This window comes from Burkholderia semiarida (assembly GCF_029268935.1).
Taxonomy (GTDB): Bacteria; Pseudomonadota; Gammaproteobacteria; order Burkholderiales; family Burkholderiaceae; genus Burkholderia; species Burkholderia semiarida.
Genome location: NZ_JAHLCL010000008.1, coordinates 1128881 through 1154740 on the forward strand (window position 1 = coordinate 1128881; position 25860 = coordinate 1154740).

General features: G+C 68.9%; 25 protein-coding genes and 1 pseudogene. 15 read left to right on the forward strand and 11 right to left on the reverse strand.

The genetic code is table 11. From position 1 onward, the window contains the following. Positions 1–102 precede the first annotated feature (102 nt). On the forward strand, positions 103–357 hold the full coding sequence (locus KPB06_RS28325; RefSeq protein ID WP_059574414.1) for a DUF3562 domain-containing protein: 255 nt from the start codon (positions 103–105) through the stop codon (positions 355–357). 199 nt (positions 358–556) lie between these two features. Beyond that, positions 557–2356 carry a methyl-accepting chemotaxis protein gene (locus KPB06_RS28330; protein ID WP_059574413.1) on the forward strand — a complete coding sequence of 600 codons (1800 nt, stop codon included), beginning with the start codon at positions 557–559 and terminating at the stop codon, positions 2354–2356. 51 nt (positions 2357–2407) lie between these two features. Here the strand turns inward: KPB06_RS28330 and KPB06_RS28335 are convergent, their stop codons facing one another. Beyond that, positions 2408–3385 carry a sigma-54 interaction domain-containing protein gene (locus KPB06_RS28335; RefSeq protein WP_059574412.1) on the reverse strand — a complete coding sequence of 326 codons (978 nt, stop codon included), beginning with the start codon at positions 3383–3385 and terminating at the stop codon, positions 2408–2410. A gap of 457 nt (positions 3386–3842) precedes the next feature. Here KPB06_RS28335 and KPB06_RS28340 point away from each other — a divergent pair, with 457 nt between their 5' ends. The 4 genes and pseudogenes from KPB06_RS28340 to KPB06_RS28355 all read left to right on the forward strand — a co-directional run bounded on the left by KPB06_RS28340 (position 3843) and on the right by KPB06_RS28355 (position 7608). After that, positions 3843–5825 carry a hybrid sensor histidine kinase/response regulator gene (locus KPB06_RS28340; protein WP_059574411.1) on the forward strand — a complete coding sequence of 661 codons (1983 nt, stop codon included), beginning with the start codon at positions 3843–3845 and terminating at the stop codon, positions 5823–5825. Between the two features lie 68 nt (positions 5826–5893). After that, a complete protein-coding gene (locus KPB06_RS28345; protein ID WP_059574410.1) occupies positions 5894–6304 on the forward strand; it encodes a BON domain-containing protein in 411 nt (136 codons plus the stop codon). An 80-nt stretch (positions 6305–6384) separates the two neighbouring features. Beyond that, positions 6385–6930 (forward strand): annotated as a pseudogene (locus tag KPB06_RS28350) (hypothetical protein). Between the two features lie 51 nt (positions 6931–6981). Then, positions 6982–7608 (forward strand): DUF4142 domain-containing protein, encoded by a 627-nt coding sequence (locus KPB06_RS28355; protein WP_124658151.1) that lies wholly within the window; start codon positions 6982–6984, stop codon positions 7606–7608. A gap of 22 nt (positions 7609–7630) precedes the next feature. Here the strand turns inward: KPB06_RS28355 and KPB06_RS28360 are convergent, their stop codons facing one another. The 3 genes from KPB06_RS28360 to KPB06_RS28370 form a co-directional block, all read right to left on the reverse strand. After that, positions 7631–8134: a PRC-barrel domain-containing protein gene (locus KPB06_RS28360; protein WP_099317450.1), complete on the reverse strand. Its 504-nt coding sequence runs from the start codon at positions 8132–8134 to the stop codon at positions 7631–7633. 101 nt (positions 8135–8235) lie between these two features. After that, positions 8236–8667, reverse strand: a complete 432-nt coding sequence (locus tag KPB06_RS28365) for a CBS domain-containing protein (protein WP_059574406.1) — start codon at positions 8665–8667, stop codon at positions 8236–8238. Between the two features lie 348 nt (positions 8668–9015). Beyond that, positions 9016–9264 (reverse strand): hypothetical protein, encoded by a 249-nt coding sequence (locus tag KPB06_RS28370; protein WP_059574405.1) that lies wholly within the window; start codon positions 9262–9264, stop codon positions 9016–9018. A gap of 120 nt (positions 9265–9384) precedes the next feature. Between KPB06_RS28370 and KPB06_RS28375 the strand changes: the two genes are divergently transcribed. The 6 genes from KPB06_RS28375 to KPB06_RS28400 all read left to right on the forward strand — a co-directional run bounded on the left by KPB06_RS28375 (position 9385) and on the right by KPB06_RS28400 (position 15463). Further along, positions 9385–9684: a hypothetical protein gene (locus KPB06_RS28375; RefSeq protein WP_059574404.1), complete on the forward strand. Its 300-nt coding sequence runs from the start codon at positions 9385–9387 to the stop codon at positions 9682–9684. 81 nt (positions 9685–9765) lie between these two features. Continuing rightward, entirely contained in the window at positions 9766–9963 is a 198-nt protein-coding gene (locus KPB06_RS28380) for a hypothetical protein (RefSeq protein ID WP_275905840.1), read from the forward strand. Between the two features lie 14 nt (positions 9964–9977). Further along, on the forward strand, positions 9978–10289 hold the full coding sequence (locus tag KPB06_RS28385; protein ID WP_060011367.1) for an ATP-binding protein: 312 nt from the start codon (positions 9978–9980) through the stop codon (positions 10287–10289). A 182-nt stretch (positions 10290–10471) separates the two neighbouring features. Continuing rightward, positions 10472–11374: a MipA/OmpV family protein gene (locus tag KPB06_RS28390; protein ID WP_179231776.1), complete on the forward strand. Its 903-nt coding sequence runs from the start codon at positions 10472–10474 to the stop codon at positions 11372–11374. A 97-nt stretch (positions 11375–11471) separates the two neighbouring features. Then, the gene (locus tag KPB06_RS28395) at positions 11472–13166 is read left to right on the forward strand and encodes a VRR-NUC domain-containing protein (RefSeq protein WP_275905839.1); all 1695 of its coding nucleotides are present in this window, start codon (positions 11472–11474) and stop codon (positions 13164–13166) included. Then, positions 13163–15463, forward strand: coding sequence for an ATP-dependent DNA helicase (locus KPB06_RS28400; RefSeq protein WP_059574400.1), 2301 nt, complete (start codon positions 13163–13165; stop codon positions 15461–15463). Before KPB06_RS28395 ends, KPB06_RS28400 begins: the two co-directional genes overlap by 4 nt. Positions 15464–15478: 15 nt before the next feature. On the opposite strand, the gene KPB06_RS28405 is transcribed toward KPB06_RS28400, so the two are convergent. Further along, positions 15479–16252 (reverse strand): IclR family transcriptional regulator domain-containing protein, encoded by a 774-nt coding sequence (locus KPB06_RS28405; protein ID WP_059574399.1) that lies wholly within the window; start codon positions 16250–16252, stop codon positions 15479–15481. 148 nt (positions 16253–16400) lie between these two features. On the opposite strand from KPB06_RS28405, the gene KPB06_RS28410 reads away from it, so the two are divergent. After that, complete coding sequence (locus KPB06_RS28410; RefSeq protein WP_059574398.1) at positions 16401–16634, forward strand: AbrB/MazE/SpoVT family DNA-binding domain-containing protein; 234 nt, start codon at positions 16401–16403, stop codon at positions 16632–16634. Between the two features lie 45 nt (positions 16635–16679). Here the strand turns inward: KPB06_RS28410 and KPB06_RS28415 are convergent, their stop codons facing one another. The 3 genes from KPB06_RS28415 to shiA all read right to left on the reverse strand — a co-directional run bounded on the left by KPB06_RS28415 (position 16680) and on the right by shiA (position 20230). Further along, positions 16680–17051, reverse strand: a complete 372-nt coding sequence (locus KPB06_RS28415) for a DUF4440 domain-containing protein (RefSeq protein ID WP_059574397.1) — start codon at positions 17049–17051, stop codon at positions 16680–16682. 353 nt (positions 17052–17404) lie between these two features. Next, a complete protein-coding gene (locus tag KPB06_RS28420) occupies positions 17405–18706 on the reverse strand; it encodes a UDP-N-acetylglucosamine 1-carboxyvinyltransferase (protein WP_060310952.1) in 1302 nt (433 codons plus the stop codon). Positions 18707–18922: 216 nt separating this feature from the next. Then, a complete protein-coding gene (gene shiA / locus KPB06_RS28425) occupies positions 18923–20230 on the reverse strand; it encodes a shikimate transporter (RefSeq protein ID WP_059639479.1) in 1308 nt (435 codons plus the stop codon). Between the two features lie 356 nt (positions 20231–20586). On the opposite strand from shiA, the gene KPB06_RS28430 reads away from it, so the two are divergent. Next, positions 20587–21714 carry a 4-hydroxyphenylpyruvate dioxygenase family protein gene (locus KPB06_RS28430; protein ID WP_059574395.1) on the forward strand — a complete coding sequence of 376 codons (1128 nt, stop codon included), beginning with the start codon at positions 20587–20589 and terminating at the stop codon, positions 21712–21714. A gap of 158 nt (positions 21715–21872) precedes the next feature. Here KPB06_RS28430 and KPB06_RS28435 read toward each other — a convergent pair whose 3' ends face one another. The 3 genes from KPB06_RS28435 to KPB06_RS28445 form a co-directional block, all read right to left on the reverse strand. After that, a complete protein-coding gene (locus tag KPB06_RS28435) occupies positions 21873–23213 on the reverse strand; it encodes a type II toxin-antitoxin system HipA family toxin (RefSeq protein WP_275905838.1) in 1341 nt (446 codons plus the stop codon). A gap of 2 nt (positions 23214–23215) precedes the next feature. After that, complete coding sequence (locus KPB06_RS28440) at positions 23216–23623, reverse strand: helix-turn-helix domain-containing protein (RefSeq protein ID WP_275905837.1); 408 nt, start codon at positions 23621–23623, stop codon at positions 23216–23218. A gap of 177 nt (positions 23624–23800) precedes the next feature. Further along, a complete protein-coding gene (locus KPB06_RS28445) occupies positions 23801–24466 on the reverse strand; it encodes a cation diffusion facilitator family transporter (protein WP_275905836.1) in 666 nt (221 codons plus the stop codon). Between the two features lie 240 nt (positions 24467–24706). Here KPB06_RS28445 and KPB06_RS28450 point away from each other — a divergent pair, with 240 nt between their 5' ends. Continuing rightward, a complete protein-coding gene (locus KPB06_RS28450) occupies positions 24707–25726 on the forward strand; it encodes a DNA-binding protein (RefSeq protein ID WP_059574391.1) in 1020 nt (339 codons plus the stop codon). Positions 25727–25860: the final 134 nt, after the last annotated feature.

Consider the following 25860-nt stretch of genomic DNA (forward strand, 5'->3'; position numbering starts at 1 on the left):
GCGCGCAAACACGCGCCGGCGCATCGTACGCCGCGCGTCCATCCAGTCTTAAGCTTCCAGTACCGTCATCCGTTTCGTTCCTCGACCGCCAGGAGTCCGTCGATGTCCAAGGACAATTTGCTCGATTCACTGAAGGAAGCCGCCGAACGGCGCGCGATCGGCGCGGATCAGCTGCGTGCGATGCTCGACGACGAAGTGCGCGCGCTGTCGTCCGGCGCGCGCGTGCACGACTACATCCACGTATTCGCGATCCGCCATCTGCGTGAGCGGATGCGCCAGAAGGACGACCTCGACCGCGATACGCGCGCCGATGCGGCACCCGCGGACACCGATCCGCGGCCGAGCCGTCGACTGTAGCGGATGGCGGCCGGTTGGGGGCCAGGCGCACGGCGCGCCCGGCGCGCCATCCATCCTGACGGTCCGCCGACAGTCGCCGGCGCCTTTCGTCATATGTTTCACTGAATCGTCACGACGACCTCAAGAAAGTGGTGCGATTTGCCGTTTACCCGGTGAATTCGTCCACCGGGCGTTCGCCCGCTCTTACCGAGTCGTTGCCATGTTTTCGTCCATTCGCGCCCGCATTCTCGCCGCGTGCGTCTCCATCGTCGTATTCGCGCTCGTCGCCACGACCCTGATCAACTATTTCATCGCACGCTCGTACAACGACGACGCGATCGACCGCAACCTGGTCTCAGTCGCGAGCGGCCACGTGGTGGGGATCGCCGACTGGGTCGCGACCCGCAGCCGGATGATCGCGTCGCTGCAGGATGCCGCGCTGACGCCCGATCCGCTGCCGGTGTTCAAGCAGATGGCCGCGGCCGGCGGCTTCACGAACGTCTATGCCGGTTATGCGGACAAGGCGTTCCACTTCTCCGACCCGACCGGCATCCCGCCCGACTACGATCCGACCGGCCGCCCGTGGTACAAGCAGGCCGCGCAGGCCGGCAAGCCGGTCGTGACGCCGCCGTACGTCGATGCCGGCACCGGCAACCTCGTCGTCACGTTCGCGGTGCCGATCCTGCGCGACGGCGCGCTGAAGGGCGTGGTCGCCGCGGACCTGTCGATGGACAGCGTGATCGCCAACGTCAAGTCGATCCGCCCGACGCCGGCGAGCTTCGGGATGCTGATCGACAGCAGCGGCCACGTCGTCGCGCACCCGGACGCGAAGCTCACGCTGAAGCCGGTCGCCGACGTATCGCCCGAACTCGGTTCGCTGGGCGCCGCATCGATCGCGGCGGCGAACGCGCCGGTCGAGGTCGGCGTCGGCGGCGACGCGAAGCTCGTGCGCGCGAAACCCGTGCCGGGCACCGACTGGTACGCGCTGGTGCTGCTCGACAAGGCCGAAGCGACGGCCGGCATGCGTTCGCTGCTGACCGCGTCGCTGATTACGCTGATCGTGATCGTCGGCGTGGCGTCGCTGATCATCGGCGCGATCACCACGACGGCATTCCGCCGCCTGTCGCAGGTGCGCCACGCGATGGCCGCGATCGGCTCGGGCGCCGGCGACCTGACGCAGCGCCTGCCTGCTGCCGGCCGCGACGAAGTGGCCGACATCGCACGCTCGTTCAACAGCTTCGTTGACAAGCTGAACGACGTGATGCGCCAGATCCGCGACGCGAGCGAATCGGTGCGCACGGCCGCGAACGAGATTGCGGCCGGCAACCAGGACCTGTCGTCGCGTACCGAATCGGCGGCGGCGAGCCTCGAGCAAACCGCGGCGTCGATGGAAGAGATCACCGCGACCGTCGGTCAGTCGGCCGCCGCCGCCAGCCAGGCCGACGAACGCGCGGCGGCCGCGTCGCGGATCGCGTCGCACGGCGGCGTGGTCGTGTCGGACGTCGTCGCGACGATGGGGAAGATCGAGGAAGCGTCCGGCCGGATCGGCGACATCATCGGCGTGATCGACGGGATCGCGTTCCAGACCAACATCCTCGCGCTGAACGCGGCCGTCGAAGCGGCGCGGGCGGGCGAGCAGGGCCGCGGCTTCGCGGTCGTCGCGCAGGAAGTGCGCAGCCTCGCGCAACGCAGCGCGCAGGCCGCGCGCGAAGTGAAGGTGCTGGTGGAATCGACGGTTGCGAGCGTGTCGGCCGGGTCCGGGCAGGTACGCCAGGCCGGCGACACGATGCGCGAGATCGTGTCCAACGTGGCGAACGTGACGACCATCATCTCCGAGATCACGCACGCGGCGAACGAGCAGACGCGCGGTATTCAGGAAGTGAACCGCGCGGTCAGCCAGCTCGACGAAATGGTGCAGCAGAACGCGGCGCTCGTCGAACAGTCGACGGCGGCGGCCACCGCGCTGCAGTCCCAGGCGAATGCGCTGGCGACGACCGTCGGGCAGTTCAAGGTCGCCTGACGCGCCCCGTGGCCGGGTGGCTCGCGGCCCGCGCCATGCGGGCCGCGCCGCTCAAGAGCCGCCCTGGTCGCGCATCAGCGCGAGCCGGTTGTAGAGCGTCTTCAGGCTGATGCCGAGTGCCTTGGCCGCGCGCGGCTTGTTGCCGTCGAAGTGACGCAACGTCTCCGCGATGAAGCGTTGCTGCACATGGTGCAGCGTCGCGCCGAGCGGCAGCGCCATCGCGCCTTCCGACGTGCTGGCGGCCGCCGGCAGCGGCTGCTTCGGCAGCGCGACGTCGATACCTTCGTCCGACAGGATGTATGCACGCTCGATCGTGTTGTGCAGTTCGCGCACGTTGCCGGGCCACGAATACGCGCGCAACGCGGCGATCGCCGCGTCGGTCAGCCGCTTGTGCGCGCGATGCCGCGCGTTCAGCGTGTCGACGAATTCCTGCGCGATCGTCTCGACGTCGCCGTCGCGCTGGCGCAGCGGCGGCACGTAGATCGCGAACGCGGCGAGCCGGTAGAACAGGTCCTCGCGCAACCGGCCGTCGCGCACCGCGTCGGCCGGATTGTGACGGGTGGCCGAAACGAACCGCACGTCGAGCGGAATCGATTCGGTGCCGCCCACGCGCACGATCGCGTTCGACTCGATCGCCCGCAGCAGCTTCACCTGCAGCGCCGCGGGCATTTCCGCGACCTCGTCGAGCAGCAGCGTGCCGCCGCGCGCGGCTTCGAAGAAGCCTTCACGCTGCGTGATCGCACCGGTAAAGCTGCCTTTCTCGTGCCCGAACAGATGCGCCTCGGCCAGGTCGGGCGGAATCGCGCCGCAGTTCATCGGCACGAACGGACCGTCGCGTCGCGCGCTCAGATCGTGCAGCCGCCGCGCGACGATATCCTTGCCGACCCCGCTTTCGCCGGCAATCATCACGCTCGCGCGGGTCGGCGCGATTTTCTCGATACGGGCGAGCAGCGTGCGCATCGCGGCGGACCGGCCGGACAGCCGGCGACCGTCTGCGCGCTGCTTCGCCCGGTTGGCGGATTCACCCATAGGTGTTCACGGGCCGCTTTGAAAAACGGCATCGCACGTTCCGTTGATTGCAATATTTATCATCGACAGCGAAACGACCGCGAAGGTGCCGCCGAATAGAAAATTCCAATGTGCGCGGCGTGAGTGAAAGCAACAGGCCATCGGATTTGTCGCCGGCCCCGGCGTGATGACGCATTCGGTCAGGACCAGCGCTTTTTTACAGAAACCCGATGAAAAAAGCGGCCGGCGACATATCGCGGCGGCGCGCCCGGCGAACTCGCCCCCCCACCGGCCCGGTCGCACCGGGCGCCGGCGCGGGGGCCGGCCATCGGGTGCCGCGAGCCGCGAACGCGCCGCCACCCGGGTACGTTCTTTGCTGACGCCCTCAAGCTCGCCCCGGCGCGTTCGACGGCATGCCGGATGGCCGAAAGGCGGCATTCCCCCCGCACGACGGGAGCCGGCGCGATACAAGGATGCAATGAGGACTCTGACCCGTGAGCTGTTCCGGCAGGGTGCATGGGTCGTACTGGCCGTCGGGCTCGCGTCCGCGCTGCAGGCGTGGGCGATCCGGGCTGTCGGCGAGCACGCGCCATTTGCGCCGCTGCCTTTTTATGCCGGCGTGGCGGCTGCCGCATGGCTGACGTCGTTCGGCGGCGGTCTGGTCGCGACCGTCGCCAGCATCGGCGTGATCGCCGCATGGTGGTGGCGCGCCGCGCCGCTGGCAACGCTGCTCGCGCAAGCCGGCACGTTCGTCGCGATCGGTTTCGTCGAATGCGTGCTGGTGGCGGCCGTGAAGCCGCTGCTCGCGAACGATCGTCCGCGCGCGTTCGACGACGCCCGCGGCGAGCCGCATCCGCCGCACCGCGAGCCTTCCGTCGGCGCGGGCGTGCGCGACGACGGGCTGCTGCGTCAGGTGGTCGATGCGTCGCCCGATGCGATCGTCGGGATCGACGCCGCGCGCCGCATCACCAGCTGGAATCCGGCCGCGGCACGAATCTTCGGCATCGATGCGGCGCAGGCGAGCGGACGCGACGTCGTCACGATGATCGCGCCGCGCTGGTTGCGCCGACATGCGGTGCCGGCGTCGTTCGCAGACCTGCGCGCGCCGGTCGGGCCACTCGACGTACTGTGCGTGCGCCACGACGGCGGCCGGTTTCGCGCCACCTTCGCCGCTTCGCCGATCGTCGATGCAGAGGGCCATTGCACGGGCCTGTCGCTGATGCTGCGCGAAGCGGGCGAACGCCGCCGCAGCGAGCGCCGCGACCTGCGTTCGCTGCGTGGCGCTCGCGACGCGCGCGTGCAGGCCGATGCGTCGAACCGGTTGAAGGACGAGCTGCTGGCCACGGTCTCGCACGAACTGCGCACGCCGCTGAACGTGATCTACGGCTGGGTCGAGGTACTGCGCAACGCCGACGGGCAGGGCTTCGCGCAACAGGCGGTCGATGCGATCGACCGCAGCGCGCGGTCGCTGTCGCACATGGTCGCCGATCTGCTCGACGCGTCGTCCCTCGCGACCGGCCGGCTGCGCCTCGAACGCGTGCCGGTCGATCTCGTGCGGATCGTGCGCGACGCGGCGCGCGAACTCGACGCGACGGCGCAGGCAAACGGGCTCGTGCTGTCGACCGAGTATGCGATGCCGGCCTGCGTGATTCCGGCGGACGGCGAACGCCTGCGCCAGGTCCTGTCGAACCTGCTGTCGAACGCGATCAAGTTCACGCCGCCGGGCGGCCGCATCAACGTGTCACTGACGCGCGCGGGCGAACGCGTACGGTTGTCGGTCGCCGACACCGGGCAAGGTATCGCGCCGGAACGCCTGCCGCATCTGTTCGAGACGTTCAGCCGGCCGGAAGGCGCGTTCACGTCGCCGAAGCGCGGCCTCGGGCTCGGCCTGTCGATCGTGCGCAACATCGTGCAGCTGCACGGCGGCGACGTCGTCGCGACGAGCGCGGGCGCCGGGCGCGGAACGACCGTCACGGTGACGCTGCCGGCCGGCTGGGATGCCGACGATCCGGTGGAGCGGCCGGCGCGCGCGAAGGGCATGGCCAATACGGTCGCACTCGACGGTCAGCGCGTGCTGGTGGTCGACGACGACGCGACGTCGCGCACCAGCCTCGCGGCCGCGCTCGAAACGATGGGCGCGCAGGTATCGACCGCGCGTTCGGGGCACGACGCGCTCGACGCGGTGGCACGGCAGCCGCCGAGCGTCGTGCTGTCGGATCTCGCGATGCCGGACGGCGATGGCTACTGGCTGCTGGACCGGATCCGGCGCCTGCCGAACGGCGGCGGGCATCTGCCGGTCGTCGCGGTGACCGCGCACGCCGGCAAGACCGACCGGCGCCGCGTGATGGCCGCCGGGTTCGATGCGTATCTGTGCAAGCCGGTCGACATGCCGACCCTCGCGAGCGTGATCGTCGATGTCGCCCCGGACGACGCGGGCGACGCGAAGCCGCGCGAGCGGTGACGGCCAATACACGGGCGCGGCTATCCGGCCGCCTGACCGCCGCGGCCGCATACGAAAAAGGAGGCACGATGGACGCAACGGAAAGCACGCGGCGCGGCGGCACGGGCGGCAAGCCGGCACGCACCCGACGCGGGACGCCGATCGGGCGGATCGCGAGCATACTGATGTTGTCGTGTGCATGGATCGCGACGCCCCGCTACGCATCGGCCGAGGAGGGCACGCGTGCGAAGCTGGCGAGCCAGGCGTCGGCCGTCGGGGGCCAGATCCGCGACGCGACGCTCGCGTCCCGCGTCAGGGCCGCGCTCGTCGCCGAACGCGGCCTGGCTTCCGGCGACATCGACGTGCAGGTTCACGACCGCGTGGTCGAATTGACGGGCAACGTGCCCGACGAGCGGCAACGCGCGGCCGCGGTCCGCGTCGCGCACGACGTCAGCGGCGTGAGCGGCGTGCGCGACAAGCTGCAGATCCGCCGGAAGTAATGTGATGCGCGGGCCAGCGCCGGGCCGACCGGGCGTCGCGCGCCCGCGACCCTGCGCGTCACCGGGCAGGAGGGTTCGACATGGACACCATCATCGCGGGCCGTTTCTCGCGGCTCGAGCAGGCGGAACGCTGCGCGGAGCAACTGCGCGGCCACGCCATCCATCGGGACGACGTGAAGGTCTTCTTTCTCAATCCGCCCGGGCAGCACGCGCTGTTCTGGCTCGGCGGCGACGTCTATGCGGACTCCGCCGCGCGGCCGGGCGGCCTCGGCGCGCTGGAAGGCGTGGCCATCGGCGCGATCGTCGGGCTCGCCGGGGCCGCGGTGCTCCATCTGGGCGGGCTTCATTCCGCGCTCGCGTGAATCGGCGTGCCGCTCGTCGGCGCCTATGTCGGCGCGTTGTGCGGCGCGCTCGGCCGGATGCGCGGCGATGCACCGGAGGGACATGGCGCACTGAAGCAATGCGAAAACGGCGTCGTGCTGGCCGCGCACGTGACGCGGCGCACGATCGCGTTCGCGGAGCGGACGATGCTCGCCGCCGGCGCGCTGTCGGTGGAGCGCACCGAGGGCGCATGGCACAACGGCGCGTGGACCGATTTCTTCACGTCGGCCCATCGTCCCGCGTGACGGGAAGCCGCGCGGCCGGCCCCGCTTCGTCGCCCGACATCGGAGGCCCGGATGAATAAAACGAACCGGATGAAACAACGCGGGCGTGGGCCGGCAGCCATCATGCTGATGGCCGCCGCCGGTGTCGGGACGTTCGCGCTATCGCACGCGCAGGCGCCGCCCGCTTCGTCCGCGCAGGTCGCGCCGGGCGTCATCCGGCCGGGCTCGACCGCCGACGAGGCCGGTATGACGCAGCGGCCGGCCGGCCTCGACGCCGAGTTCGTCGACAAGGCCGGCATGATCGGCAAGGTACAACGACAGGCCGGCCAGCTCGCGCTCGATCGATCGTCGAACGCGGACGTGAAAGCCTTCGCCCGCCGGATGGTCGACGATCACGCGCGTATCGCAGACGAATTGCGGCATCTCGGCGCGCAGAAGGGCGTGCCGGTCCAGACGCGGATGCTCGTGGATCCGGAGGTGACGGCATTGCGAGCGAAGGACGGGCACGCATTCGATACGGCGTACGTGGCGCTGGCCGGGCCCCGCGCGCAGGAAGCGGCAGTCCGGCTCTACGAAACCGAGGCGAAAGACGGTCGCGACCCGCAGCTTCGCGCGTTCGCGGCCCGCACGCTGCCGACGCTGAACGCGCACCTGGGCGCCGCGCGGCAACTCGCGAAGACGGTGGCCACCGCGCAGTGACCCGCATTGCGGCGGGTGCGCTTCAGTGCTGCCGTGTGCCGTCTTCAGGGCCGCCGGGGGATGCCTCGTACGGCGGCGAATCGAGCGCCGTTTCGCCTTCCTCGATCAGCCAGTAAGGCGAGCTGCCGTAGTACGCATGCAGCGCTTCGGCCCATTCGGGGTCGGCCATCGCGGGCCATCGGCTCTTGTCGAAGCCGGGCGCCTCGCGCACGCGCGCGGTGTCGACCGGCAGCACGAAGCATTGGCGCTCGGCGTCGAGAACGAGCGCGTTCCACGGCACCGCGAGCAGCTTGTCGCCAATCCCGAGCAAGCCGCCCGACGACACGACCGCGTACGCGATCCGTCCCGCGCGTACGTCGAGCATGATGTGGCTCACCTTGCCGATGTCGTCGCCGTCCATCGTCAGCACGCGATCGTCTTCGAGCGTGCGCGCGGCCATCACGTCGGGCCCCGGCCCGCCGGCGGCCGTGCGCGGGTTCGAGCCGACGATGCGCGCGGCGTCGCGCGACGGTTTGTCCGTTGTCATCGAAACCTCCTGGTCGAAGCGGCACCGCGGTCCACGCGCAAATCCATCGCGCGGGTACGGCGCCGGGGTAGCGGGCAACGCAGAACGATGAGAGATGCGGGTCAGCGGCGGCGCGGCAGCGATACGTCCTCGAGGGTATTGGCCAGTTCGTCGCGTGCCGGGCCGCCCGCGCGCGTCGCGATGTCGCCGAGCGATACCATGCCCACCAGCTTCCGGCTACGATCGAGCACCGGCAGCCGGTGCAACTGCACGTCGGCCATCCGCTGCTGAATGTCGCCGACGCCGTCGTCTTCCACGCACCACTGCACCGGCCTGGACGCGACCGCGTGCACCGGCGTATCGGGAGAATGACCGTGCGACAGCGCCCGCACCGCGAGATCGCGGTCGGTCACGATCGCGACGAGCTCGGTGCCCTCGCACACGGGCAGCACGCCGATGTCGAAGCGCTGCATCAATTCGGCCGCACGGCGAATCGTGTCGGTCGGTGCGACGCATACTACGTCGCGCGACATGATCTCGTTGACGCGATACATGAACGTCTCCTTCGTGAGCGGATCGAGGCGGGAGCAGGCCGCGTGCCGCGCGCGATGCGCGAACGCATGGCCCGGACGGCCGGAGGACGGAGAAATTTGCCAGCCCGCTTGTACATCTTCCACGGCGGCCGCCGCCTCGCGGCAGGGGGCATCAACGCGGGACCGTCAGTGGCCAATCCCCGTCATCGTGACGATCGCCAGCACCACCGCGCTTTCGATCGCGGCCAGTGCCGCGACGCCGGCCGCGCCACTGATTTCATGCCATCTGCGTTCAAGGACTTTCATCGAATCGCTCCTGATTTCGCCGGCCCGCGCATGCGCTGCCGCACCGCGGGCCGGGTGCCGCCGTCAGCCGTGATCGGGGGGCGGTGAAGGGACGTGCGGCGCGCGACGTTCATGCTCGCCGGACGGCTTGGCGGGGTCGATACGGGTCGCACCGCCGACGGCGGGCGGATCGCTGGCCGGGAACGTCTCCTCGAGCCCTTCGTCGATGCGCTCCTCCGTCTTGTCTTCGGACGGCGGGCGCGACGTGGCGAGCCGGAGCACTCCGGCAACCGGTGACACGGCGTCGCGGCGGCCGGTGGCGTGAACGATCATGGTCGGACCTCCTTGTCGATGAGAAGCGCAAGCGGCGTACCCGCGGCGCACGGGGCACGGCGCTTGCAAGCCGGCCAGGACGGCCGGGCACGCGTCCGGTCTGGACGAGAGGACATCGCGATGAATGCAGCCAGGGAAAGGATACGTTACGACGCGAACGTATGCGGCGGCGATTTCGGCCACGTGCGCGAGCGTTTCGATACGTGGAAGCGCGAATCGCGGGTCTACCGGCCGGAGCGGCGCATGTTCGACGGCAAGGACGAAGTGCGCGAGCTGAACGACGTCGTCTACGACAGCCCGGAGCGGGCCCAGCAGGCGCTGGTCGCGCAATGCGAACCGTCCGACCCGTTCGCGCTCGCCGTGCAACTGTCCGCCGAGGGGCGCACGATGTGGCTCGTCATGGCCGCTTACGACGATTGAACGGAACAGCGCGAGAGCGGGCACGGCGCTTGCGGGGCTCGCCTCGCCATCGAGATGCGCGCGCCGTCGCGCAGGAGTGACATGAAGACGCCATCCATGCTGCACCGCCCCGAACCGACGACACCCGACGTCGAACCGGATCCGCCGCCGCCCGGGCACGACGACCCGGTCGACCCGCCCGTGCCCGACGGGCTGCCGCAGGGCGACCCGCCGTCGAACCCGCCGCCGATGCGGATGCCGCCCGGGGCAGCGCGCCACCACCGGCCGCGCGAACACTGAAAAGGAGGACCGTCATGGACATTCACGTGCAATCGCCAGACAAGCGCGCGATCGCTCAGGTACTGGGCCGCTATTTCGAATCGCGTTCGCTGCACTATCACATCGAGGAATTGCCGGGCGGCGTGCTGCAGATCGGCTTTCGCGCGAGCGGCCGCCCGGTCGCCGTGACCGTTTCGTTCGACGATGCCGCGTACGACACCTTTACGCACTGGGACGCCAGCCAGAAGCAATTGGCGCTCGGCCGGCTCGCCGACGGTTTCTCCCGGATGATGTCGACGCGCAGTCCGGCCGCGCTCGCCGGCGACTATCACGTCGAGCGTTTCTGATTCCGCAATCATCCGCCGGCTCATGCCGGCTTCCGGCAAAGTGCCCGCATACAGCGGGCGCTTTGCGTCTGTGCGCGCGTCGCGTAGGATGTCCATTAATTCAGCGCATGCTACGTTCGCGCCGCAGGCTGCGTGCCGTTGCAGCCGACGAAGCGCGACGCGCTTTCCCTCAGGTTCCTTTCATGCAACCGACGGAGACCGCCTTGACCCCTGTTGCTCGCCTGTTGCTGTCCCCCGGCGCACGCCGGTTCGTATCCAGTCTGTCGGCATTCGCGGCGCTCGCCGCCGCCGGCGCCCGCGACGCGTCGGCCCAGACGCCTTCGCCGCTCGGCGAATGGCAATACACGGCGGGCGTGCCGCTGCGCAAACTCTTCGATCCGAATATCCCGACCTGGCAGGTCAGCGTCGGCGCCGCGATGACGCTGCAGCCGCGCTATGCGGGCTCCGACCGCTATCGCGTGATGGGCGGCCCGAATTTCGATATCCGCTATCGCGACCTGTTCTTCCTGTCGACCGGCGAGGGGCTCGGCGCGAACGTGCTGCGCGGGCCGAACTGGCGCGTGAGTTTGTCGGTCGGCTATGACCTCGGGCGCCGTTCGGCCGATGATCTCGGCCATCTGAACGGTCTCGACAACATCAATGCGGCGCCCGTGATGAAGCTCGCGGCCGACTACGTGGTCTCGAAGGATTTCCCGCTCGTGCTGCGCGCGGACGTGCGGCGCAGCATCGGCGGGTCGAACGGCTGGACCGGCGATTTTTCCGCGTACATGCCGATGCCCGGCAGCAACGAACACTTCTTCTGGTTCGCGGGGCCCACCGTGTCGTTCGCCGATTCCCGCTACATGAACAGCTGGTTCGGCGTGAACCAGGGGGCTGCGGCGCGCTCGGGGCTGCCGGCCTATTCGTCCGGGGCCGGGATCAAGTCGGCCGGCGTGGGCGTGACGATGGTGTGGTTCGTGAACAAGCACTGGTTCGTCACGATGGACGGCGCGCTCGAGCAGCTCGTCGGCCGCGCGGCGCGCAGCCCGATCACGCAGCAGTCGACCAACGGCGTGTTCGACATGTCGGTGAATTACCAGTTCTGACCGAAGCCGGGGCAGCGGAACGGCAATGCCGCGTGCGGCATTGGCCGCCACATTTGATATGATTGCGACCTGTACAAATGCACAGTGATCGATCCCCGTGACGCCTGCTTCGCCGACGCCTCCGGCGTTTTACTACCTGACCAATTTCGAACGCGCGCTGGCGTGGCTCGGCGAGCGTTACGACGACCTGTTCGACGCGCACGAGCATGCGTTCGTCCGGCAGTTCGCGACGCTGCCGCAGGCGTCGCGCGCGCTGCTCGTGCGGATGCTGATGCGCAATGGCTCGGATTTCCGCGCGAGCAAGCTCGTGTACGACGAGATCGGCTGCACGCTCGACGCCGCCGCGCCGCTCGTCGCGCTCGGCTGGGTCGATCCGGCGCCCGCGCTCACGCTCGACGAGCTGTTCGCGCTGTCGACCAAGGCCGATCTGCTGCGCATCTTTCCGTCGCTCGCCGCGCATGCTGGCGAGCGCAAGGCCGACTGGCTCGAACGGCTGAGGCCCGCGCACGACGTCGCGCAACCGCTCGACGCGTGGTGCGCGCAGGCCGACGACCGCGTGCTGCGCGTGACGGTCGGCCCGCTGTGCGACCGGCTGCGGCTGATGTTCTTCGGCAATCTGCATCAAGACTGGAGCGAGTTCGTGCTCGCCGATCTCGGCGTGTTCCAGTACGAATGCGTGCCGATCGCGCCGTCGTCGCGCGCGTTCCAGCAGCGTGGCGACGTCGATGCATATCTCGCGCTGCAGATGTGCCGCGACGCGCTCGACGCATGGCCCGACGATCTGCCTTTCGACGATCTGATCCGCGCGCTGGACGCGGTCGACTGTGCGCAGCCGTGGCTCGCGACGCGCCGCGCGAAGCTGCTGTTCGCGCTGGGCCAGGCATGCGAACGTCGTGCCGACTGGTGCGCCGCGCTCGACGCGTACACGCGCAGCGCGTGGCCCGGCAGCCGCCATCGGCGCATCCGCGTACTCGAACGCTGCGGGCGCGACGGCGACGCGCTCGCGCTGGCGCTCGACGCGCGCGGCGGCTTCGAGAGCGACGAGGAGCGCCAGCGCGTCGAGCGCATGCTGCCGCGCCTGCAGCGCCGCGCCGGCCAGCGGGTCGAACGCGCGGCCGCCGCCGCGGCGGTCCCGCGCGAGACGCTCGTGCTCGCGCGTCCCGACGCATCCGTCAGCGTCGAATTCGCGGTGCGCGACCATCTCGCGCAGCCGGCGTCGCCGGTCCACTACGTCGAAAACACGCTGATCAATTCGCTGTTCGGTCTGCTGTGCTGGGAACCCGTGTTCGCGGCGGTGCCCGGCGCGTTCTTTCACCCGTTCCAGCGCGGCCCGGCCGACCTGCACGCGCCCGATTTCGCCGCGCGTCGCGCGGCGGCCTTCGACGCGTGCTTCGCGCAGCTCGATTCGGGCGCGTACCGCGACACGATCCGTCGGCATTTCGCGACGAAGGCCGGCGTGCAGTCGCCGTTCGTGTTCTGGGGCGTGCTGACCGACGCGTTGCTCGACGAAGCGCTCGCGTGCCTGCCGCCCGAGCACCTGCGGCTGTGGTTCACGCGCCTGCTCGCGGATATCCGCGGCAACCGGTCCGGCTTGCCCGATCTCGTGCGCTTCTGGCCCGACGAACGACGCTACGAGCTGATCGAGGTGAAGGGCCCCGGCGACCGGCTGCAGGACAACCAGACGCGCTGGCTCGCCTACTGCCTCGCGCACCGCATGCCGGTGCGCGTCGTCGACGTCGAGTGGGCCGGCGAGGGCGTCGCGCACGCCGAGGCGGCGGGGTTGTCCGTATGAGCTACGTCGTCGCGGTGCGGGCGATGTGCGAGTTCACCGCGCGGCGCGGCGATCTCGACCTGCGCTTCACGCCCGCGCCGACCGCGCTCGAAGGCATCGCCGGCCACGGCGCGGTCACGTCGAAGCGCGGCGCGCGCTACGAAACCGAGATCGCGCTGACGGGCACGTGGGGCATGCTCACCGTGCGCGGGCGCGCGGACGGCTACGATCCGGTGGCGAACCGGCTCGAGGAAATCAAGACCTACCGCGGCAGCCTCGATGCGATGCCGGCCAACCACCGCGCGCTGCATTGGGCGCAGGCGAAGGTCTATGCGCACCTGATGTGCGCTGCGCGCGATCTGAATGAAATCGACGTCGCGCTCGTGTATTTCGACATCGTGTCCGAGCGCGAGACCGTGCTGACGGAAACGCTCGATGCCGGCGCGCTCGCGACGTTCTTCGCCGAGCAGTGCGCGTGCTTCATCGGCTGGGCCGAACGCGAGACGGCCCATCGCGCCGCGCGCGACGCGGCGCTGCGCGCGCTCGCGTTTCCGCATGGGCAGTTCCGCAGCGGCCAGCGCGAGCTGGCGGTGGCCGTCTATCGCGCGGCACGCGACGAACGCTGCCTGATGGCGCAGGCGCCGACCGGCATCGGCAAGACGCTCGGCACCGTGTTCCCGTTGCTGAAGGCCTGCGGCGAGGGCGAACTCGATCACGTATTTTTCCTGACCGCGAAAACCCCCGGCCGCGCGCTCGCGCTCGAAGCGGCGACGACGCTCGGCGCCGGCACGCCCGCTTTGCCGCTGCGTGTGCTGGAACTCGTCGCGCGCGACAAGGCGTGCGAGCATCCGGACAACGCGTGCCACGGCGAATCGTGCCCGCTCGCGAAGGGCTTCTACGACCGGCTGCCGGCCGCGCGCGATGCGGCGATCGAGGCCGGGCTCCTCGATCGCGAGACCGTGCGCGCCGCCGCGCTCGCGCACGACGTCTGCCCGTACTACCTGGCGCAGGAGCTCGCGCGCTGGTCGGACATGATGATCGGCGACTACAACTACTACTACGACGGCAGCGCGATGCTGCATACGCTCGCGCAGCAGAACCAGTGGCGCGTCGGCGTGCTCGTGGACGAAGCGCACAACCTGCTCGACCGCGCCCGCAAGATGTACAGCGCGTCGCTCGATCCATTCGCGTTCGCGGCCGCGCGCGAAGCCGCGCCCGCCGCGCTGCGCAAGGCATTCGACCGGCTCGCCCGCGCGTGGGGGACGCTCAATCGCGCGCAGGCGGAGCGCTATGCCGCCTATCCCGAGGTGCCGGGCCCGATCGTGTCGGCCGTGCAGAACCTCGTCGCGGCGATCGGCGAACACCTGACCGACGCGCCTCGCGCGAACGACGACGCGCTGCTGCGTTTCCATTTCGAGGCGATCCAGTTCGGCGTGCTGGCCGAGGCGTTCGACAGCGCGTCGATCTTCGACGCGACGCTGCATGGCGAACCGATGCCGCGCCAGCCGGCGCTCGACGGCGTCGCGACGGCCGGCCGCCGGCGCCGTGTCCAGTCGACGCTGTGCGTGCGCAACGTGATCCCGGCCGGGTTCCTCGCGCCGCGCTACGAAGCCGCGCGCGCGACCGTGCTGTTCTCGGGCACGCTGAGCCCGTTCCATTTCTATCGCGACACGCTCGGGCTGCCGGGCGATACCGGCTGGCTCGACGTCGACGGGCCGTTCCGCGCCGAACAACTGACGGTGCGCGTCGCGAGCCACGTGTCGACGCGCTGGCGCGACCGCGATCGTTCGCTCGAACCGATCGCCGACCTGATCGCCGCGCAATACGCGGCACGGCCCGGCAACTATCTCGGCTTCCTGAGCAGCTTCGACTACCTCGGGCGCGTGGTCGCGCTGATGCAGACGCGCCATCCGGACGTCCCCGTGTGGGCGCAGGCGCCCGGCATGGCCGAAAGCGAGCGCGACGCGTTTCTCGCGCGCTTCGACGCGGGCGGACGCGGCGTCGGCTTCGCGGTGCTGGGCGGCGCCTTCTCGGAAGGCGTCGACCTGGTCGGCGAGCGGTTGATCGGCGCGTTCATCGCGACGCTCGGACTGCCGCAGGTCAACGACATCAACGAGCAGATGCGGCGCGCGATGGACGCGCGCTTCGGCAACGGTTACGACTACATGTACCTGTATCCGGGGCTGCAGAAGGTCGTGCAGGCGGCCGGGCGCGTGATCCGCACCGAGCACGACGAGGGCGTCGTGCATCTGATCGACGACCGTTACCGGCGGCGCGAAGTGCGCAATTTGCTGCCGCGGTGGTGGCGGATCGGGTAACGGCGGCGCCGGCTGCTACAGCACGTTGAGCATCGCGAGCGCGGCTTCCTGCAGATGCGGCAGCACGCGCCGCACGGCCGCGTCGGTCGTCTCCGCGCCGATCGGCATGTTCGTGCTCAGCGCGGCGACGACTTCGCCGTGACGGTTCTTCAGCGGCACCGCGATCCCGCGTACGCCGACCTGCAATTGCTGCTCGATCGCCGCGTAGCCGGCTTCGCGCGCCCGGTCGACCTGTTCGAGCAGCCGCGCCTTGTTGGTGATCGTGTGCGGCGTGAACGGCGCCAGCTCGGTCTCGTCGAGCCACGCGCGCACGGCTTCGCGATCGGGATGATGGGCGAGCAGGACGACACCGGGCGACGTCAGCGGCGCCGGCACGCGCGCACCGAGCACGAAGCCCGTCGTCATCACGCGCGACACGCCGTTGCGCGCGATGAACACGAGCTCCCAGCCGTCGAGCACGCTGACGTACGCCGATTCGTTCAGCGACGCGCTCAACTGCTGCAGATAAGGCTGGACCGTGCGCGGCAGGCGCGCCGAATCGAAGTACGACCAGCCGACCCGCAGCACGCGCGGCGTGAGGCCATACAGCTTGCCGTCGGTGTACACGTAGCCGAGCGATTCCAGCGTCAGCAGGTAGCGACGCGCGGCCGTGCGCGTGAGGCCGGTGCGCGCGGCGGCTTGCGTGGGCGTCATGCGCGCGTGCTGGCTGTCGAAGGCCTCCAGGATCATCAGGCCTTTTTCGAGGCCGGCAATCCAGTCGCGTCGGTCGAGGTCCGGCTTTTTCGTCATCACGGGTGGGCGGTGGCGCGCGGTGTTCGCGCGGGAGTGGGCGATTATCGCGCGAGTTGTGGGGGAGCGGGAGGTCGGTTGATCCGCCATCCTTGCCCGTGGGATAGGGGCCGATATAGAGTCGGCGACATCCATTCAAGGAGGACGTATGCGGGTTGCAAAGTGGGGGAATAGTCTGGCCGTGCGCCTTCCGGTCGGTCTGGTCGACGCGTTGGGGCTACGTGAAGGCGACGAAGTCGAAATAGTCGTTCACCATGCCGGTGCTTTGGCCGCGAGCCGCCACGCGAGCCCCGAAGCGCTTCTGCTGCCGTTGAGGCGTTTCAGAGGCAAGCTGCCGGGCGATTTCAGGTTCAGGCGGAACGACGCAAACGAGCCGGATTGAGTCGACCCATTCAAGCGCCGGAACGCGCCTGCGGCGCCGCCCAGCTTACTTGTGTTCGTGCCAGAGCGCGGCAATGCGCCATCGGGCGTCGATCACGCACCACTGCTCAACGAAATCGAAGCGGGAATCGATTGCCTGGTCGATCCGTACCGATCCGATGCCCGTTATCGTCGCGCACCGTCCGCGCGTAACGATTTGCATGGTTTCGTCCCGATATGCGATAGCCGGTCTGTCCGGTGTGCGTTCGGCCGCTACGACGCGCATTCGCGCAAGAAATTGCGCTTTCGGGCGAATGCGAGCTTCGTGCCGGACAAAGAAATGCGGGCTCGCGACGAAATCGAGTTGTTCGACATCGGCGTGACGATACGCGTCGATCCAGACGTCGCGCATCTGCGCCAGGGTGAATCGAGGTTCCATAGGCTGTGCATTTTCGTGCTGGAGGGAGGATGTGCGGTTTTTTGCACTTTCCGCCGGATCAGGAAAGCAGGCTATGGCCGGGCTCACGTTTCGGCAATTGGACGGGTCCGAATCTGGTTTTCCGCGAGCGGGAAAAGCCGGCGGGTCGCGGGAGTAGACGTCCCGATGACGCATCGTCAGGCTGACGCCGACTACGGGAAAAGGCGTGAAGCAGCACGCAGCGTGCTGACGCGGACTGATGGCAACCGATGGCAGAACGCCGCGCGGCCGCGCATGGAAACGGCCGATACGGCATGAAAAGCGGACGAACCGGATGCGACGCGGCCGTTGCGCGCGCCGCATCCGTCACGACCTTACTCGCTGCTCGTCCACTCGACGTTCGCACCGACCGAACGCAGGTTTTCGACGAAATGCGGATGCGCGCGGCGAATCGGCAGCGCGTTCATGATTTCCGAGCGGCCTTCGATGCTCGCGGCCACCATCAGCAGCGCGATCGCGACGCGAATGATGTACGGGCTCTCGACGCGCGCCGGCGTCAGTTGCAGCCCGCCGAACGTGATCAGCCGGTGCGGATCGGACAGCAGCACGTGCGCGCCGAACTTCGACAGTTCGCCGGACCAGCCGAGCGCGCCGTCGTAGACCTTGTTCCAGAACATCGCGCTGCCTTCCGCGCGCACGCCGAGCGCGATGAAGATCGGCAGCAGGTCGACCGGCAGGTACGGCCACGGCGCGGCCTCGACCTTGGTCAGGATGTTCTGCGTGAACGGCCGGCGCACGCGCAGCGGGCCGTCGCGCTCCGCGCGCGACCAGCCGTCGCGGTGCGTGACGGTGACGCCGAATTTCGCGAACGTGCGGTCGATCAGCGGGAAATGCTCGGGCGACGAGTTGCGCACCGTGATGTCGCCGCCCGTGATCGCGCCGAGCGCGAGGAACGTCGCGATCTCGTGGAAATCCTCGGCGAAACGGAACTCGCCGCCGCCGAGCTTGCCGCCGCCCGTCACGCACAGCCGCGACGTGCCGATCCCCTCGATCGCGACGCCGATCATCGCGAGGAACTGGCAGAACTCCTGCACGTGCGGCTCGGATGCCGCGTTCATCAGCGTCGACGTGCCGTTCGCGGCCGTCGCGCACAGCGCGAAGTTCTCGGTGGTCGTCACCGACGCGTAGTCGAGCCAGTGATCGTTGGCCGTCAGCGGGCCGTCGGTACGGACGATCAGCGAATCGGGCGTGCGTTCGATGTGCGCGCCGAACCGCTCGAACACCTCGACGTGCGGATCGATCTCGCGCACGCCCAGCGTGCAGCCTTTCACGTCGTTCTCGAGGCGCGCGACGCCGAAGCGCGCGAGCAGCGGCGGAATCAGCATGATCGACGAACGCATCGCCTCGGGCAGCCGGTGGACGGCCGGATCGAACGTCGTGTTGCGATGGTGAAGCTCGAGCAGACCCGTCGTGAAATCGACCGACACGTCGCTGCCGAGCGTGCGGAAGATGTCGAGGATCTTGCGCACGTCGGTGATGTCGGGCACGCCGACGAGGCGCAGCGGCTGATCGGTCAACAGGGTGGCGCACAGAATCGGCAGGACGGCGTTCTTGTTCGCGGACGGCTTGATGTCCCCGCGCAGCGGAGTGCCGCCGTGGACGATGAGATTCGACATGATATGGGGGCGTATCGGTGACTGACGTAGGCCCATATGATGCCATTGGTCGGCACGCGGCGTGGAATGTTCGCAGGGGAAAAGGGGAATCGGCGCGCGTAACTGACAGTGTTTGACGTCGCGCCCGTGAAGCAGCAGGTCGAATGCCGGCCGGCATGGCCGAATGACCAGCCGCGTGGCCGACCGCGGACGGCGACCGGCCACGCGCTCATCGCGTCATTGCGCCGCCCGCATCCGTGCGGCGACCACCAGCGAGATCAGGCAGCCGGCCGCCAGATAGCCGGCGACGAGGTGCCACGAACCGCCGGCCACGCTGACGAGGCCGACCGCGATGAACGGCGTGAACCCGCCGCCGACGACGCTCGCGAACTGGTAGCCGACGCCCGCGCCGCTGTAGCGGTACTCGGCGCCGAACAGCTCGGTGAACAGCGGTTGCTGGACGCTCACGACCATGTCGTGCGCGGCGTTCGCCAGCAGGATCGAGAAGATCACGATCCACGCGATCGACCGCGCTTCCAGTGCGAGGAAGAACGGCACCGCGGACGCAACGCCGATCAGTGCGCCAATCAGATAGATGCGGCGCAGGCCGTAGCGGTCGGCCAGCCACGCGAAGCAGGGGATCGTCACGCAGCTCACCGCGCCCACCAGCAGGCCGATGTTCAGGAACAGGTCGCGCGACATGCCGAGGTTCGTCGTCGAATAACTGAGCGCGAACGCGGTGACGATATACATCGTGAACAGTTCGGCGAGCCGCAGCGCGACGATCAGCAGGAACGCCTTCGGGTGGCGCGTCAGCGCTTCCAGCACCGGCAGGCGCAGCTTGCGGTTGCCGTGCTCGACCTTCTCGACGAACTCCTGCGATTCGTCCATGTTCTTGCGCACCCACAGCCCGATCAGCACCAGCACGATGCTGAACACGAACGGCAGGCGCCAGCCCCACGACTTGAACGCGGCCTCGCCGAGCGTATGGCTCAGGATCGATACGATGCCGGTGGCCAGCACGAGCCCGACGCCGTAGCCGACCTGCACGCCGCTGCTGTAGAACGCCTTCTTCTGCTTCGGCGCGCTTTCGACGGCCATCAGCGCCGCGCCGCCCCATTCGCCGCCGACCGCGAAACCCTGGATCGCGCGCATCAGCACCAGCAGCACGGGCGCCCACCAGCCGATCGTCGAGAACGTCGGCAGCAGGCCGATCGCGACGGTCGACAGCCCCATCAGCATCACGGTCAGCACGAGCATCCGCTTGCGGCCGAGCCGGTCGCCGTAGTGGCCGAACACGATGCCGCCGAGCGGCCGGAACAGAAAGCCGACGCCGAAGGTGGCGAACGCCGCGAGCGTGCCCATCGTCGGGCTGACTTTCGGGAAGAACTCCGAATTGAACACCAGCGCGGCGACGATCCCGTACAGCAGGAAGTCGTACCAGTCGACGACGGCGCCGACGAAGCTGCCGATCGCGGCCTTGCGGGCCTGGTTGCGCGCACGGGCGCCTGCAGCGGCGTCGAGCGTGTCGAAGGTGGGGGTCATGGCGATGTCTCCTGGCACGGCGCATCGTGGAATCGTGGCGGCGCCGCGTCCGATGCTGCATTGAAGTCGATGAGTGAACGGAGAATAGGGCGCGCGCCGCACGGCGGCAATCGGCCAATCGGATAAATTGCGCGATTATCGTTCAAGTCCGTGCGATTATCGAACGATTTCCGGGTTTGCACTAGGCGGCGCGACGATATCCGTTCGGCCGGGGTGTGCCGCCGTGAACGATCTGGTTAAAATCTGCAGCATCGACAACTCGCCCGTCCGGAGCGCGCGTGCGGCCGCCACCTCGGCCGCGCATGCCGCGCGCGACAGGCACGCTACCCCATCGACGCATGTCCCCGGAGACTGGAATGCCCGGCAATTCCCACCCCCTGTCCAGCGATACGCCGCCCGTCGCCGATCCGGCCGCCAATCCGCTCGGGATGGCCGGCCTCGAATTCGTCGAATTCGCGGCGCCCGTGCCGGACGCACTCGCGCAACGCTTCGAGCAGCTCGGATTCAAGGCGATCGCGCGGCACGTCAGCAAGAACGTCACGCTGTACCGGCAGGGGCAGATGCATTTCCTGATCAACGCCGAGCCCGATTCGTTCGCCGCGCGCTATGCGGAGGAATACGGGATGGGCGTCTGCGCGATCGGGTTGCGCGTGGCGAACGCCCGGCGCGCGTTCGAGCGTGCGATCCAGCTCGGTGCGTGGGCGTTCGAGGGCGAAAAGGTCGGCGTCGGCGAACTCAAGATTCCGGCGATCCAGGGCATCGGCGATTCGCACCTGTATTTCGTCGACCGCTGGCGCGGGCGGGACGGCCAGCGCGGCGGCGTCGGCGACATCTCGATCTTCGACATCGATTTCCGGCCGATCGACATCGCGACCGCCCATACCGACCTCGATTGCGCCGGCGTTGGCCTGCAGCAGGTCGACCACTTCACGCAAACCGTCGGCGCGGGCCGCATGCAGGAGTGGCTCGATTTCTACCACGACCTGCTGCATTTTCGCGAGATCCACCAGATCGACGCGCATTGGCATGTGTCGGAGGAATCGCGCGTGATGGTGTCGCCGTGCGGCGCGGTGCGGATTCCCGTGTACGAGGAAGGCACGCGGCGCACCGAGCTGATGCATGCGTACCTGCCCGACCATCCGGGCGAGGGCGTCCAGCACGTCGCACTGGCGACCGACGACATCCTGTCGTGCGTCGATGCGCTGCGTGCGAACGGTGTCGAGTTCATCGAGCCGCCCGCACGCTATTACGACGACGTCGATGCGCGGCTGCCCGGGCACGGCGTCGATCTCGATGCGCTGCGCCGCCGCGCGGTGCTGGTCGACGGCGAGATCGGCCGCGACGGCGTGCCGAGGCTGTTCTTCCAGACCTTCGTCAAGCGCCGGCCCGGCGAGATCTTCTTCGAGATCGTGCAGCGCAAGGGGCATCACGGGTTCGGCGAGGGCAACCTCGCGGCACTCGCCCGCGCGCGCGACGCGGGCTGAACGATCAAGCGCCGGCGGCCGGCGCGCGGTCCGGCGCGGGGGCGCTCGATGCCGTATCGGCGACGGCGTCACGGCTTCCGTTCCGTCGGGGCTGCCCGTCGATCCAGGGCTGACGTGTTGCCGCGAAGGCCGACAGCCCGTCGCGGCCCGTCGGTGTGTCACGCCGAATCGGCCGTTGCGAGCTTGCGGCTGTGCCGACGCATGCCGGCGAAAATCGCATCCGCGACGTCCGCCGGAAAATCCGCCGGGATCTGCGCGGCGGCTTCGGCAATCGCGGGTTCCGTGCGGGCGACGACGGCCGCCATCGCGGCGCGCACGTCGTCTTCGGTCAGGCCGACGCGCCGGCCCTGCGCGATCCAGTGGCGCGGCTGGACTTCACCGATCACGTAATGCCGGTTCTTCCCGCAGACGGCCATCGCGAGGCGTGCGCGGCGCGGCGGAATCTGGTTGCGGCGCGTACCGATGATCGGATGCGCGGACAGCACGTCGTACAGCGGCGTGCTGCGATACGCATTGCCGGGCAGGTGCGCGATGCTGAAGTTCTTCGCGTGGCCGTCGATCGCGGCCAGCACCCAGAACACGAGCTGCGCGACGAAGAAATTCATCCGGTCGCGGGCCGCATCGGCCGAATTCGCGAGGATGCCCATGATCGTCTCGATGCCGGGGCCGCCGTCCGATTCGTATTTCGCCCCCGACGGCGTGCCGGTCGCCTGGCACATGTCCTCCTGCGGCAGTCGCAGGATCCACGAGCCGTCGCGCGACGGACGCCGGTCGAAGCGCTCGACGATCAGCGCCTTCTGGTCGTCGAACCGGCCGATCTCGCACGGCGCGACCGACAGGCCGTACGCGGCGACGAGCTTCGAACACAGCCATTCGTTTTCGACGGACGTGCGCATGTCGGCCTGCATGTTGCCGACGCGCCCGAGCGGCAGCTTGAAGATGTGGGTCGTCGGCGTGCTGCCCGACGGACGCAGCCAGCGGTTTCCCTGACGCAGCAGCGCGGTTTTTTCCTGCGCGCCGGCAATCGACAGGCGCAGGTCGCTTTCCGGCTCCGCGTGGCCGGGCAGCGGTGCGGCGGTCGCGTGGCGCAGCACGTCGGCAACGGCTGCATCGTCGAGCGTCGCGCCTTCGATCGCCTCGAGATCGGCGGGCGTCTCGCCGGGCGGCAGCATCTGGATCGCGCCCACGCAATCGCGGCCGACCGACGCGAGCAATTCGAACGGCGCCGTCGATCCGAGCCGGTAACGCTGCGCGATGCGGCGGCGGATCGGCTCGCTGTCGGGCAGCAGGTTGTCGAAGTAGTCGGCCACGATCGCGCCCTGGTGCGGCTGGTTGCCGGGCGTGAAGGGCAGCGACAGCGACAGTGGCCGGCCCTGGGGATCGTCGAGCCAGTCCGGCAGGTACACGAGACGCTCGACCCCGCGCCGGATTTCCCAATAGCCGACTGGAATGCCGTTCATCCACAGGTCGAGCCGATCATGGCGGGCGCGTGCAGCCATCGTCACCAGTCCTCCCGCTTCGACACGCGTGGCCTGGCCCGAGTCGTCGCTGCCGGGCGCTTCCGCGCCGCGTCGGCCGCGGCCCCGGCCGGGGATTGCGCGGCCGTGGTGCCGCGCTTGCTCGCGGCCGGCTTGCGGCGCGCCGGCGGCTCGGCATCGGAAGCCGGATCGGCCGCTTCCGCCCGCGCATCCCGCTCGTCCAGGCTGAGCATCATGCGAACGCCGAGCGCGTTCAACACCTTCAAAAGCCGTTCGACACTGGCCGCCGACGGGTTGGCTTCGAGCTGCGCATAGGATTGCTGGGTGATGCCGAGGCGCGCGGCCAGTTGCGCCTGCGTGAGCCCCGCGGATTTGCGGAAGCCGACGAGTATCGGACGCAACTGGGTCAAGGTCTGGACAGGAAAGGCCATCGGGCGCTCCGCGAGATGACAGGCGATCGTTTGTAATCGGAAAATACAGTCTATGGCATGTATTGCAAAAATACAAATGATAGCCTGTATTGACAAAAAACAAACGATAACCTGTTACAGGGAGCCCGATCGGGCAGGCAACGGCACGCATCGGCCGTCAGGCGATACCTGCGACGTTCACGATCCGCGCGTCGAGCGATTCGCCCAATCGGCCCATGCCGGCCACTGCGTCCAGCCGCGCCGGATGAATCCGGCGCCCGTGCGGATCACGAGCGCGCCGATCGCGAGCGCGGCCAGATCGTCGAGCCGACCGAAGCCGACCAGCGCCGCACTCATCGCGAGCGCCGCGAGCAACGACGATAGCGCATCGGTTCGCACGTGCCAGCCGCTCGCCTCGAGCAGCGCGGAGCCGGTCTCGCGCGCCTTGCGCAGCATCCAGTACGACAGCACGGCCTTGCCGGCGAGCGTGACGACAACCAGCGCGAATGCGGTCGCGCCCGGCTGCACGACGGGCGGCGTATCGAACCCGGTCAGTGCATGCCAGATCATCCGCCCGCCGGTCGCGGCCAGCAACGCGCCGAGGCCCGCGAGCGCGAGCGGCTCGTAGGTCGGGCGGCGCGCCGGCGGCAGGCGCGCGTCGAGCCGGCAGGCGACGAGGATCAGCGCATCGGCCGCGAGATCGATCGCCGCATGCACGACGTCCGCGAGCAAACCCGACGAATGCGCGGACCGTGCCGCCGCCGTCTCGACGGCGAGCAGCAAGAGGTTGATCGCGAGGCTGACGGCGAGGGCGCGGGACGTGGCCGCGTAGACGTGGGGCGTGGCGCGCGACGGGCGCTGCATGGCGGATCGCTTGTCGGGATCGGGGACGGCTTCGAACGTTACCGGCCTACGGTGGCACGCCGATGACACGCCGAACGAACGCGTCGTGCGAGGAATCCGGCCTTCCTGACGCGCCAGATGAATCTCATGGATTCATGTGATCTCGACATTATAGAAATAATGTCAAATTACATCGCTCTATTGATTGGATATTTAACGGTTTACGTTATATTATTAACGAAAGTCTCGACCAAACCCGCCATGTCCGATCTCGCTGCCGACGAACCCCGCCTCACCGCCGAAATCGAGCGGCTCAAGGCCGCCTTCCCGAAAACGCGCGAGTTGTACCGCGAAGTGTGTGCGCTGCTGTTCTTTCGCTTCGGTATCACGCCGACGGCGAACCGCCTGTATCAACTCGTTCGCAAGGGCAGCATGAGTACGCCGACGACCGTCCTCGGCGAGTTCTGGGCCGAGTTGCGGGAAAAGAGCCGCGTGCGCATCGAGCATCCCGACCTGCCGGCCGACTTGCAGGCGGCGGCAGGCGAACTCGTCGCGGCGTTGTGGAATCGATCGAGTACCGACGCGGCCGCCGCGCTCGATGCGCTGCGCGCGGAAGTCGAAACCCAGCGGGCCGCGGCGCAAACGGAAGTCGCGACGGTGCGGGCCGACCTGGCCCGCACCGAAACCGCGCTGGAGCAACGCACGGCAGCCTTGCTGGCCGCGCAGGTTCGCATTCAGGAGCTCGAGCAGGCGAGGGCGGCGGACGATGCATCGCGGCAAGCGCTGCAAGCGGATATCGAGCGCCTGAAAGCCGACAACGCGGCGGGCGACCGCGCGCTCGCGCAGGCCCGCGCGGATTTCACCGCCCAGCTCGACAGGTTGCGCGACGATGCCGGCCGCGCCGAAGAGCGGCTGCGCGCGTCGGAGAAGCGGGCGCTTCAGGAAATCGATCGCGAGCGGCTCGCGGCCGCGCGATTGCAAAAGGAACTCGACGCAGCGACATCGCGCGCGGAACAACGCGACTCGCAGCAGCGAAAGGAAATGGCGGCGCTACAAGCCCAACTCGGCGATGCGCTGCATCGCTGCGGCGTGCTTCAGGGGCAACTCGACGGCGCACTGGCGACCGGCGCGGCGCGCAGCCACGAACTCGACGCGCTGAGGCGCGAGATGGCAGCGCTCGTGCGCCGGCCGCCGTTGCGCGGCGTCAAGACCGTCCCGGCCGCCGAGCGCAGCGAGCGGCGGGCGCGCACCAGAAAGCGCGCCGACGAAGCGCCGCGCTGATAGCGAAACCGGGGCGCCGATATGACGCGCCACCCGCAGACGGACGAACGAGCGAGGAGAACGCCGGCCGGGGCATTGGGCGCGCGACGGGGATCGGGTAAAGTGCCGCTCAACATGCCGGCTCGACGTTACTA